Genomic DNA, 12,256 nt, shown 5'->3' with positions numbered 1-12,256 from the left:
CCCGCGCCAGCCGCCCCGCGGCCTTGGCGGCTGATGCTATAAAATCAAGAGCACAATGCACTACGAAACCCGTTACTGCACCCACTGCGGCACGCCGCTGGCCCTGATCACCGTGGCCGAAGATGGCGGCGACAAGCAGCGCCAGCGCTGCCCGGCCTGCGGCTGGACGCACTGGAACAACCCCACGCCGGTGCTGGCCGCCATCGTGGAGGTGAACGGGCAGGTGCTGCTGGCCCGCAACGCAGCCTGGCCGGCCAAGATGTTCGCGCTGATCACCGGCTTCATGGAAGCCGGTGAATCGCCGATGGAAGGCATCGCGCGCGAGGTCAAGGAAGAGACGAATCTCGACGTGACCGCCACCACGCTGGTGGGGGCGTACGAATTCCTGCGCATGAACCAGGTCATCATCGCCTACCATGTGGTGGCAGAGGGCGAGGTGAAGCTCTCGCCCGAGCTGGTGGACTACCGCATGTACGATCTGGCAGACCTCAAATGCTGGCCCGCCGGCACCGGCTACGCGCTGGCCGACTGGCTGCGCACACGCGGGCACGAGCCGGTGTTCTTCACTGCCGAGGAAAATGCCGAGCGGCGCCGCGGCCTGGACCTGCCGCCAAAGGACTGACGACCATGGACATCCACAAAGAAATCGACACGCGCGGCCTGAATTGCCCCCTGCCCATCTTGAAGGCCAAGAAGGCCCTGGCCGACCTGGCCAGCGGCCAACTGCTCAAGGTGGTAGCCACCGACGTGGGCTCGGTGCGCGACTTCCAGGCCTTTGCCAAGCAGACCGGCAACGAGTTGGTGGAGCAGACGAGCTCGGGCACCGACGAAGCCAAGGAGTTCGTTCACGTCCTGCGCCGCCGCTGAGTGGCCGGCTGGCGGGCGGTGTGCCTGCCTGAAAGCCAAAAAGTCCTCCGGCGGCTCGCACCGCGGGAGGACTTTTTTGCTGGTGGAGTGCGCCGCCAGAAGGCTTACAGGCTCAGGCCCTTGAGGTATTCGCGGAAGTGGGCGCCCACCTGCGGGTGCTGCAAGGCCAGTTCCACCGTGGCTTCGAGAAAGCCTTCCTTGCTGCCGCAGTCGTAGCGCTTGCCTTCGTACTGGAAGGCGTAGACGGCCTCGTGCTGCATCAGGCGGGCGATGCCGTCGGTGAGCTGGATCTCGCCGCCCACGCCGCGCGGCTGGTTGCGGATCTCGTCAAACACGCCGGGCGTGAGGATGTAGCGGCCCGCCACACCCATGCGCGAGGGCGCCACGTCGGCCTTGGGCTTCTCGACGATGCGGTCGATGCGGATCAGCGGGCCACCGGCGGGCTCACCGGCCACGATGCCGTACTTGTGCACCTGGTCCTCGGGCACCTCCTGCACGGCGATGACCGAGCGGCCCTGCTGGCGAAAGGCCGCAGCCATCTGCGCCAGCACGGGCTGGCCGCCGCGGGGGCCAACCATCAGGTCGTCGGCCAGCAGCACGGCAAACGGCTCCTTGCCCACCAGGGGCTCGGCGCACAGCACGGCATGGCCCAGGCCCAGCGAGCGCGGCTGGCGCACGAAGGCGCAGTCCATGTCGTCGGGCTGCACCGAGCGCACGAGCTTGAGCAGCTCGGCCTTGCCGGCGGCTTCGAGCTCGTTCTCCAGCTCGTAGGCCGTGTCGAAATGGTCCTCGATGGCGCGCTTGCTGCGGCCCGTGACGAAGATCATGTGGCGGATGCCGGCGGCATAGGCCTCTTCCACGGCGTACTGGATCAGCGGCTTGTCCACCACCGGCAGCATCTCCTTGGGCGATGCCTTGGTGGCCGGCAGAAAGCGCGTGCCCAGGCCGGCAACGGGAAAAACGGCTTTGCGGATGGCGGATGCAGCGGTCATGGGGCTCCTGGCAAGAATGGTGACAGAGAAAAAGGGCAGGGCCCGGCCTGCAGCAGCCGGGCGCATCTGCCCTCAGTATCGCGGGGTTTTCAGCCCAGGCGTGTAAGCTGATCGCGCAAACGCGAGAGCGTGGCGGTGAAATCGGCAATGCGCTTCTTTTCCTGCTCGATCACGGCGGGTGGCGCCTTGGCCACGAAGGCCTCGTTGCCCAGCTTGGCATTGGCCTTGGCCACTTCGCCTTCCAGGCGGGCGACTTCCTTGGCAATGCGGGCCTTTTCGGCGGCCACGTCGATCTCCATGTGCAGGCACATGCGCGCCTCGCCCACCACGACCACGGGCGCTGCCTGTGCGGCGGCGGCCCAGGCGGCCTCGTCGTCGAACACCTTGACTTCGCTCAGCTTGGCCAGGGCCTGCAGCACCGGGGCCACGCCGCGCATGAAGTCGCTGTCGCCCACGGTGTACAGCGGCAGGCGTGTCGAGGGCGAGACGTTCATCTCGCCGCGCAGCGTGCGGCAGGCGTCGACCAGGCCCTTGATGCGCTCCATGTGCGCAATGGCGGCCTCGTCGATCTTGCTCGGCTGCGCTTCGGGGTAGCGGGCGATGCTGACCGACTGGCCGGGCAGGCCGGCCACAGGCGCCACCGTCTGCCACAGGGCTTCGGTGATGAAGGGGATGATGGGGTGGGCCAGGCGCAGGATGGCTTCGAGCGTGCGGATCAGTGTGCGGCGCGTGGCGCGCTGCTCGGCCTCGGTGCCGGTCTGGATCTGCACCTTGGCGATCTCCAGGTACCAGTCGCAGAACTCGTTCCACACGAAGTCATAGATCGTGTTGGCCACGTTGTCCAGGCGGAACTCGGCAAAGCCCTTGGCGACTTCGGCCTCGGTCTTCTGCAGCAGCGAGGCGATCCAGCGGTCGGCCTGGCTGAATTGCATGTAGCCGTGGGCCGGGCCGCCGGGCTGGCATTCTTCCTTGGTGTGCTCCTTGAGGCCGCAGTCCTGGCCCTCGCAGTTCATCAGCACGAAGCGGCTGGCGTTCCACAGCTTGTTGCAGAAGTTGCGGTAGCCCTCGCAGCGCTTGCTGTCGAAGTTGATGCTGCGGCCCAGGCTGGCCAGCGCCGCGAAGGTGAAGCGCAGCGCATCGGCGCCGTAGGCGGGGATGCCCTCGGGGAATTCCTTCTGCGTGTTCTTGCGCACCGTGGGCGCAGTCTCGGGCTTGCGCAGGCCGGTGGTGCGCTTGTCCAGCAGCGGGTCCAGCGCAATGCCGTCGATCAGGTCCACCGGGTCGAGCACGTTGCCCTCGGACTTGCTCATCTTCTTGCCCTGCGCGTCACGCACCAGGCCGTGGATGTAGACATGCTTGAACGGCACGCGGCCCGTGAAGTGCGTGGTCATCATGATCATCCGGGCAACCCAGAAGAAGATGATGTCGTAGCCGGTCACCAGCACGCTGCTGGGCAGGTACAGGTTGTAGTCGTCGGTCGGGCCGTCGCCTTGCTCGGGCCAGCCCATGGTGCTGAAGGGCACCAGGGCCGAGGAGTACCAGGTATCGAGCACGTCCTCGTCGCGGCGCAGCGTCTTGCCCGGAGCCTGGGCCTGGGCTTCGGCTTCGCTGCGGGCCACGATCACGTTGCCCTCTTCGTCGTACCAGGCGGGGATCTGGTGGCCCCACCACAGCTGGCGGCTGATGCACCAGTCCTGGATGTTGTTCATCCACTGGTTGTAGGTGTTCACCCAGTTCTCGGGCACGAACTGCACCTCGCCGCTGGCCACGGCGTCGATGGCCTTTTGCGCGATGCTCTTGCCCGTGGGGTCCTGCTCGCTCACCTTGCTCATGGCCACGAACCATTGGTCCGTGAGCATGGGCTCGACCACCTGGCCGGTGCGCGTGCAGATGGGCACCATGAGCTTGTGCTTCTTGGTCTCCACCAGGGCGCCCGAGGCTTCCAGGTCGGCCACGATGGCCTTGCGCGCCACGAAGCGGTCCAGGCCGCGGTACTTCTCGGGGGCGTTGTCGTTGACGGTGGCCTGCAGCGTGAGCACCACGATCATGGGCAACTGGTGGCGCTGGCCCACGGCATAGTCATTGGGGTCGTGCGCGGGCGTGACCTTGACCACGCCGGTGCCGAACTCCTTGTCCACATAGTCGTCGGCGATGATGGGGATCTCGCGGCCCACCAGGGGCAGCACCACGTTCTTGCCGATCAGGTGGGTGTAGCGCGCATCCTCGGGGTGCACCATCAGCGCCACGTCGCCCAGCATGGTCTCGGGGCGGGTGGTGGCCACGGTGAGGCTGCCCGAGCCATCGGCCAGCGGGTAGGCGATGTGCCAGAGCGAGCCGTCTTTTTCTTCGCTTTCGACTTCGAGGTCGGACACGGCGGACTGCAGCTTGGGGTCCCAGTTCACCAGGCGCTTGCCGCGGTAGATCAGGCCCTGCTGGTAGAGCTTGACGAAGGTGTCGGTCACCACCTTGGAGAGCTTGTCGTCCATGGTGAAGTACTCGCGGCTCCAGTCCACGCTGTCGCCCATGCGGCGCATCTGCGTGGTGATGGTGTTGCCGCTCTTTTCCTTCCACTCCCAGACCTTGGCAACGAAGTTCTTGCGCGCCTCGGGCGGCGTGGGGCCCATGTCGTGGCGGCTGATGCCCTGCTCCTGCAGCTGGCGCTCCACCACGATCTGCGTGGCGATGCCGGCGTGGTCGGTGCCGGGGATCCAGGCCGTGTTGTGGCCGCGCATGCGGTGGTAGCGCGTCAGGCTGTCCATGATCGTCTGGTTGAACGCATGGCCCATGTGCAGCGTGCCCGTCACATTGGGCGGTGGCAGCTGGATGGAGAAGGCCGGCTCGCCCGCCTGTGCCACGCCGGTGCCGCGAAAGCCTGCTACACCGTAGCCTCGGCGTTCCCATTCGGGGCCCCATTGGGCTTCCAGGGCGGCGGGTTCAAACGATTTGGACAGGCTGTCGAGGCCGGGTTGTTGCAGGGGCGTGCTCATGGGTGGGGCAGGGTGGAGAGGCGGCCCTGGCGGGGCGCCTCTGCTGTCGAGAGGGTGGAACCCACCATTTTATGCGACGCAGGTGCCCCGGTGCGGCGCGTGGGCGCGGTGCCATTCGGACAGGCACGGCCGCCACTTATCCAATTGTTACCTTGTACGGGCTGGCGCAGAGCGGGTGTTTTCCGATAATCCGGCGCAAAGGGGTGAGGAAGGGTGCGCTGCGGGCGTGCCTGGGCCCCTTTGTGCTCGCCAGATCAAAAAACATTCCAACCGTCTGTCCGCCTTCGTATGAACATTCCATCCGCCCTGCGCCTGGGCCTGGCCAAGGTCTTCGCCTATTCGCTGCTCTCGCTGTTCCTGATTCCGCTGGCCGCCTTCCTGTTCACCGGCTATGCCCAGCGCGATGAGGACACCCAGTTCGTCGCCCGGGTGAGCCAGCGCATCGACGCCGAAAAGGGCATGCCCGCGGCCGAGAAGCAGGCGCGCAAGGATTTCTACCGCGCCAACCCGCCCTCCAGGGTCTGCACCAACCCCTCGCCCGAGGTGCAGGAATACCGCGAGGCCGTGTGCGAGCAGTACGGCGAGCTGTGGCAGTTCAACCTGGTGCGCAAGGCCTCGGCCTGGACCCTGGTCGCCGGCGTGCTGCTGCTGGCCTCGGTGCTGGGCCTGGGTGCCCTGGCCTTCGTGGACCGCAAGATGCAGTACACCAGCTTCGTCACCGGCTGGCACCTGACCACCTGGTCCAGTGCCGCCTCGCTGATCGTGCAGGGCGCGCTGGCGGTGTGGCTGTCGTTCTGGCTCACAGCCTTCTTCTTCCACAAATACTCGCCCAAGCTCATCATCTTCGTGGGCATCGCCGTGGCCATCGGCGTGTTCATGGCCATCAAGAGCATCTTCACGCGCGTGCGGCTGAACAATGGCGTGGACGGCGAGCTCGTGGCCGAGGCCGATGCACCGCTCCTGTGGAAGCGCATCCGCCACATGGCCGAGCGCCTCAAGACCGAGCCGCCCCGGCACATCGTGGCCGGCATCGATGCCAACTTCTTCGTGACCGAGGCGCCGCTCACCGTGGGCGGCAAGACGCTCACCGGGCGCACCCTGTTCGTGAGCATTCCGCTGCTGCGCCTGCTGGACCAGTCCGAGGCCGACGCCGTCTTCGGCCATGAGCTGGCCCACCTGCGCGGCGGCGACACCAAGAGCAGCGCCTTGCTGGGCCCCAAGATCAGCCAGTACGACCACTACCGCCATGCCATGCGCACGGGCGGCCTGTCGGCCGTGGTCTCGCCGCTGCTCGACCTCTACCGCATGATCTTCGAGGTCGCCCTGGCACGCGAGAGCCGCGAGCGCGAGTTCAAGGCCGACCGCATCGCCGCCAAGCTGATCTCGCCCGACGCGATTGCGCGCTCGCTGGTGAAGATCGCGGCCTATGCGCAGTACCGCGCCAAGATCGAGCACGAGCTCTTCGGCCAGAACCGCCGGCACGAGTCGGCCGCGCTGGGCATCGCGGGCTATGTGGCGCAGGGCCTGCCGCCCTATGCTGCGTCGGCCGATTTCCTGGCCGAGATGAAGACGGCCAATGTGCCGCACCCCTTCGACTCGCACCCGGCCATGACCGAGCGCATGCGCGCCGTGGGCGTGAACCTGCCCGAGAGCGCCTATGGCGCCATCGTCGTGCGCCCGCCGGCCGCCACCTGGGTGCAGCAGATCCTCACGGCCGATGCCATCGAGCAGCGCATGTGGGGCGCCTACGAAGAGGCCTTTGCCGCCGACCACGAGCGCAGCCTGGCCTACCGCTACGAGCCGGCCACCGACGAGGAGCGCGCGCTGGTGCTGCAGTACTTTCCACCCGTGCAGTTCGCCCTGAAAGGCAGCGACACGGTGACGGTGAGCATCGAGGGCATCAGCACCTCGGCCGATGGCACCACGGTGTTCTGGGACGCCATCAAGGCACTGGAATTCAAGGAAAGCAGTTTCGGCAATGCGCTCGTCGTGACCCATCCCGAGAAAAATGCCCTGGGCCTGGGGGCCAAGACCAGCAAGATCAAGCTGGCGGGCCTCAAGAAGGAAAAGGACGACTTCAACGCCACCGTGGGCCACTACTGGCAGCGCCACCAGATCATGCGCGCGCACCAGAACGAAGGCTGACGGGCACGGGGGATTTCCCGGGGGCGCCAGGCCCCCGAACCGGCCCCGCCAGGGGGCTCGGCCCGGCGTGCGAAAAGCCCATCCCGGCGCAGCCCGAAACAGCAGCTGCGCGCGCCGTGGCAGGTGCCTGCTGGGCGTCCTGCTCCTCAATTTGTAATTGCCAGCGAACTTTCCGCAGTGTGCCACGCTCTACCGGAGCGTGTGCAGGTCGCGTGGAAAAGCGTTGCGCGCCTACACGAATTCCCTGTTCAAAGACAGGCGGTGGTGCTACAACAGGGCTGAACCGGTAGCGATTCCCACTGCAAACCGTGGCGCCCATGCGGAGGGTGCCACCACAGGAGGACGTATGGATGCCATCAGCAGTTTCGCCTCGCGTTACGCCCGTAGCCGCGAAGAGGAAATGTCGATCGACGAATACCTCGCCGAATGCAAGCGCGATCCCATGGTCTATGCGACGGCCGCCCAGCGCATGCTGGCCGCCATCGGCGACCCCGAGATGGTGGACACGCGCAACGACCCGCGCCTGTCGCGCATCTTCGCCAACAAGGTGATCAAACGCTACCCGGCGTTTGCCGAGTTCTATGGCATGGAAGATGCCATCGAGCAGGTGGTGAGCTTCTTCCGCCATGCCGCGCAGGGCCTGGAAGAGCGCAAGCAGATCCTCTACCTGCTCGGGCCCGTGGGCGGTGGCAAGAGCTCCATCGCCGAACGCCTGAAATACCTGATGCAGAAGGTGCCCTTCTATGCGCTCAAGGGTTCGCCGGTGAACGAGTCGCCGCTCGGCCTGTTCGACGCGGTGGAGGACGGCGCGGTGCTCGAGGAGCAGTTCGGCATTCCGCGGCGCTACCTGCAGCGCGTGCTCTCGCCCTGGGCGGTCAAGCGGCTGGAGGAGTATGGCGGCGACATCCGCCAGTTCAAGGTGGTCAAGCGCTACCCCAGCATCCTCAAGCAGGTGGGCATCGCCAAGACCGAGCCGGGCGACGAGAACAACCAGGACATATCGAGCCTGGTGGGCAAGGTCGACATCCGCAAGCTCGAGACCTTTGCCCAGGACGACACCGACGCCTACAGCTACAGCGGCGGCCTGTGCCTGGCCAACCAGGGTCTGCTCGAATTCGTGGAAATGTTCAAGGCGCCCATCAAGGTGCTGCACCCGCTGCTCACGGCCACGCAGGAGGGCAACTACAAGGGCACGGAAGGCTTTGGCGCCATTCCCTTCGACGGCGTGGTGCTGGCCCACAGCAACGAGAGCGAATGGAAGGCGTTTCGCAACAACAAGAACAACGAGGCCTTCCTCGACCGCATCTACATCGTCAAGGTGCCCTACTGCCTGCGCGTGAGCGAGGAGATCCGCATCTACGACAAGCTGATCCGTGAGTCCTCGCTGGGCAACGCGGTGTGCGCGCCGGGCACGCTCAAGATGATGTCGCAGTTCGCCATCCTCACGCGCCTGAAGGAGCCCGAGAATTCCAGCATCTTCAGCAAGATGCAGGTCTATGACGGCGAGAGCCTCAAGGACACCGACCCGCGTGCCAAGAGCTACCAGGAGTACCGTGACTATGCCGGTGTGGACGAGGGCATGACCGGCATCTCCACGCGCTTTGCCTTCAAGATCCTGTCCAAGGTGTTCAACTTCGACAGTGCCGAGGTGGCGGCCAACCCCGTGCACCTGATGTATGTGCTGGAGCAGCAGATCGAGCGCGAGCAGTTCCCGGCCGAGCTGGAGACCAAGTACACCAGCTATATCAAGGAGTTCCTGTCGCCGCGCTATGCCGAGTTCATCGGCAAGGAGATCCAGACCGCGTATCTTGAGAGCTACAGCGAGTACGGGCAGAACATCTTCGACCGCTACGTCACCTACGCCGACTACTGGATCCAGGACAACGAGTACCGCGACACCGACACCGGCGAGGTGTTCGACCGCAGCGCGCTCAATGCCGAGCTCGAGAAGATCGAGAAACCCGCGGGCATTGCCAACCCCAAGGATTTCCGCAACGAGATCGTCAACTTCGTGCTGCGCGCGCGTGCCAACAACCAGGGCAACAACCCGAGCTGGACCAGCTACGAGAAGCTGCGCCTGGTGATCGAGAAGAAGATGTTCTCCAACACCGAGGAGCTGCTGCCCGTGATCAGCTTCAATGCCAAGGGCAGCGCCGAGGAGGCGCGCAAGCACGAGGACTTTGTCACCCGCATGGTGGAGAAGGGCTACACGCCCAAGCAGGTGCGCCTGCTGTGCGAGTGGTACCTGCGTGTGCGCAAGAGCAGCTAGGCAGCGCAGCGGCAAGGGACGCGCTTGAAGGTTTGGCCAGGGCATCCCACCGGGGGCGCTGGCCCACGCATGGGGGCAAGGGATGGCATTGCAAATCATCGACCGCAGGCTCGCCGGCAAGAACAAATCGGTCGGCAACCGCGAACGCTTTGTGCGGCGCTTCAAGGAGCAGATCGCCGAGGGCGTGCGCCGTGCGGTGTCGCAGCGCGACATCCGCAACATCGAGCAGGCCGAGAACATCACCATCCCCAGGAAGGACATCGGCGAGCCCGTGTTCCACCATGGGCGCGGCGGCATCCATGACCGGGTGCACCCGGGCAATGCCGACCATGTGCGCGGCGACCGCATCCAGCGGCCCCAGGGCGGCGGTGGGGGCGGTGGCGGCTCGCAGGCCAGTGACAGCGGCGAGGGCGAGGACGACTTCACCTTCACGCTGACCAAGGAAGAGTTCATGCAGCTCTTCTTCGAGGACCTGGCGCTGCCCAACCTGCTGCGCACGCACATCGGCGAGACCCCCAAGTACAAGCCGCGCCGCGCCGGCTACAGCCAGAACGGCATTCCCAACAACCTGGCGGTGCTGCGCACCATGCGCGGCGCGCTGGGGCGGCGCATTGCGCTGGGGCAGTCGGCGCACCGGGAGCTGGCGGCGCTGCAGGTGCAGCTCGAGGCCCTGGTGCAGCGCGGCGATGGCGCCAGCGAAGAGGCCGCCGTGCTGCGGCTGCGCATCGACGAACTGCAGGCGCGCACCGGCCGCATTCCCTACCTGGACCCCATCGACCTGCGCTTTCGCGCCCGGGTGCAGGTGCCCGTGCCCAACAGCCAGGCCGTGATGTTCTGCGTGATGGACGTCTCGGGCTCCATGGACCAGGCGCGCAAGGACCTGGCCAAGCGCTTCTTCATCCTGCTGTACCTGTTCCTCACGCGGCACTACGAGAAGATCGACATCGTCTTCATCCGCCACCACACCCAGGCGGCCGAGGTGAACGAGGAGCAGTTCTTCCACTCCACCGAGAGCGGCGGTACGGTGGTCAGCAGCGCGCTGGTGCTGCTCGACCAGATCATCCGCGCGCGCTACCCCGCGGGCGACTGGAACATCTACGTGGCCCAGGCCAGCGATGGCGACAACTTCACCAATGACAGCGGCAACTGCCGCAACCTGCTGGTGGACCGCATCCTGCCGCTGGCACGCCATTTCGCCTATGTGCAGGTGGCCCAGGAAGAGCAGAACCTGTGGGAGGAATACAGCCAGCTGGTGCCGCTGTACCCCCATTTCGCGATGCGCAAGGTGTCCGAGCCGGGGGATATCTACCCCGTGTTCCGCGACCTCTTCAAGAAGGAGGGGGTGCAGGTATGAACAACCCCATGGCCCAATACCCGGTGCTGGAGCGCCGCATGCGCGACAACCCCTGGAAGACCGCCATCGTCGGCGAGCGCCGCCACCGCACCGTGCCCGAGCAGCCGCTGCCTGCCGGGGCGCGGCCCGCCGAGCCGCTGCCTGACCCGAGCGACTGGACTTTCGACCTGATCGAGCGCTACCACGCCGCGATAGCGGCCACGGCCGAGCGCTTCGGCCTGGATACCTACCCCAACCAGCTCGAAGTCATCACCGCCGAGCAGATGATGGATGCCTACTCCAGTGTGGGCATGCCCGTGAACTACCGCCACTGGAGCTACGGCAAGGAATTTCTGGCCACCGAGCGGCGCTACCGGCGCGGCCACATGGGCCTGGCCTACGAGATCGTGATCAACTCCAACCCCTGCATCAGCTACCTGATGGAGGAGAACACCACCGCCATGCAGGCGCTGGTGATCGCCCATGCGGCCTATGGGCACAACAGCTTCTTCAAGGGCAACTACCTGTTCCGCATGTGGACGGATGCCTCGTCCATCATCGACTACCTGGTCTATGCCAAGGACTACGTGGCCCAGTGCGAGGAGCGCTACGGCTTCGACGAGGTGGAGCGGCTCATGGACTCCTGCCATGCGCTGGCCAATTTCGGGGTGGACCGCTACCGGCGCCCCTCCAAGAAGAACCTGGCGCGCGAGCGCCAGGAACGCGAGCAGCGCGAGTCCTACGCCCAGCAACAGGTCAATGAGCTGTGGCGCACCCTGCCCACGCGCCCCGGCAAGGAGGGGGCGGCGCTGGAGAACAACCGCTTTCCCAGGGAGCCGCAGGAGAACATCCTGTACTTCATCGAGAAGAACGCCCCGCTGCTGGAGCCCTGGCAGCGCGAGGTGGTGCGCATCGTGCGCAAGATCGCGCAGTATTTCTACCCCCAGCGCCAGAGCCAGGTGATGAACGAGGGCTGGGCCACCTTCTGGCACTACACCCTGCTGAGCACGCTCTACGACGAGGGCTACCTGAGCGACGGGGTGATGGTCGAGTGGCTGGGCTCGCACACCAATGTGATCTTCCAGCCCCCGGTGGGGCACCGCGCCTACAGCGGCATCAACCCCTATGCGCTGGGGTTTGCCATGTACCGCGACATCCAGCGCATCTGCCAGAACCCCACGCCCGAAGACAAGCGCTGGTTCCCCGACATCGCGGGCGCGCCCTGGCTGCCCACGCTCGACCATGCCATGCGCAACTTCAAGGACGAGAGTTTCATCGGCCAGTACCTGAGCCCGCACCTGATGCGCGAGATGCGCCTGTTCGCCCTGCACGACGACCCGGCCCTGAGCGAGCTGGTTGTCAGCGAGATCCACGACGAGAACGGTTACCGCAGCCTGCGCCAGATCCTGTCGCAGCAGTACGACCTGGGCACGCGCGAGCCCAACATCCAGGTCTGGAACGTGAACCTGCGCGGCGACCGCAGCCTGACCCTGCGCCACACCCAGTACAAGGGCCGGCCGTTGGGCGAGGACACGCAGGAGGTGCTGCGCCACGTGGCGCGCCTGTGGGGCTTTGGCGTGCAGATCGAAAGTGTGGACGCCTACGGCAACCACCCGGTGCTGCTGCACTCGGTGCCCGCGCCCACGGAATGATGACAGCAGGC

General features: G+C 65.9%; 8 protein-coding genes. 6 read left to right on the top strand and 2 right to left on the bottom strand.

The features are described 5' to 3' along the window. The first annotated feature begins 55 nt into the window (after positions 1-55). Both HNP48_RS09480 and HNP48_RS09475 read left to right on the top strand, forming a co-directional pair. A complete protein-coding gene (locus HNP48_RS09480; protein WP_184856673.1) occupies positions 56-622 on the top strand; it encodes an NUDIX domain-containing protein in 567 nt (188 codons plus the stop codon). Positions 623-627: 5 nt separating this feature from the next. Then, positions 628-867: a sulfurtransferase TusA family protein gene (locus tag HNP48_RS09475; RefSeq protein ID WP_184856672.1), complete on the top strand. Its 240-nt coding sequence runs from the start codon at positions 628-630 to the stop codon at positions 865-867. A 104-nt stretch (positions 868-971) separates the two neighbouring features. On the opposite strand, the gene galU is transcribed toward HNP48_RS09475, so the two are convergent. Continuing rightward, positions 972-1,859: a UTP--glucose-1-phosphate uridylyltransferase GalU gene (gene galU / locus HNP48_RS09470; protein WP_184856671.1), complete on the bottom strand. Its 888-nt coding sequence runs from the start codon at positions 1,857-1,859 to the stop codon at positions 972-974. 89 nt (positions 1,860-1,948) lie between these two features. Continuing rightward, a complete protein-coding gene (locus HNP48_RS09465) occupies positions 1,949-4,846 on the bottom strand; it encodes a valine--tRNA ligase (RefSeq protein WP_184856670.1) in 2,898 nt (965 codons plus the stop codon). Between the two features lie 288 nt (positions 4,847-5,134). Between HNP48_RS09465 and HNP48_RS09460 the strand changes: the two genes are divergently transcribed. From HNP48_RS09460 to HNP48_RS09445, 4 genes are all read left to right on the top strand, one after another. Then, complete coding sequence (locus HNP48_RS09460) at positions 5,135-6,991, top strand: M48 family metallopeptidase (RefSeq protein WP_184856669.1); 1,857 nt, start codon at positions 5,135-5,137, stop codon at positions 6,989-6,991. A gap of 346 nt (positions 6,992-7,337) precedes the next feature. After that, complete coding sequence (locus HNP48_RS09455) at positions 7,338-9,260, top strand: PrkA family serine protein kinase (protein ID WP_184856668.1); 1,923 nt, start codon at positions 7,338-7,340, stop codon at positions 9,258-9,260. Positions 9,261-9,342: 82 nt separating this feature from the next. Next, positions 9,343-10,614, top strand: coding sequence for a YeaH/YhbH family protein (locus tag HNP48_RS09450; RefSeq protein WP_184856667.1), 1,272 nt, complete (start codon positions 9,343-9,345; stop codon positions 10,612-10,614). A 38-nt stretch (positions 10,615-10,652) separates the two neighbouring features. After that, positions 10,653-12,245: a SpoVR family protein gene (locus tag HNP48_RS09445; RefSeq protein WP_409362547.1), complete on the top strand. Its 1,593-nt coding sequence runs from the start codon at positions 10,653-10,655 to the stop codon at positions 12,243-12,245. The last annotated feature ends 11 nt before the right edge of the window (positions 12,246-12,256 follow it).

It is taken from the genome of Acidovorax soli, from assembly GCF_014207955.1.
GTDB classification, from domain to species: domain Bacteria; phylum Pseudomonadota; class Gammaproteobacteria; order Burkholderiales; family Burkholderiaceae_C; genus Acidovorax; species Acidovorax soli_A.
The sequence above is the reverse complement of the archived record's forward strand: the minus strand, read 5'-3'. Positions and strand labels throughout refer to the sequence as shown.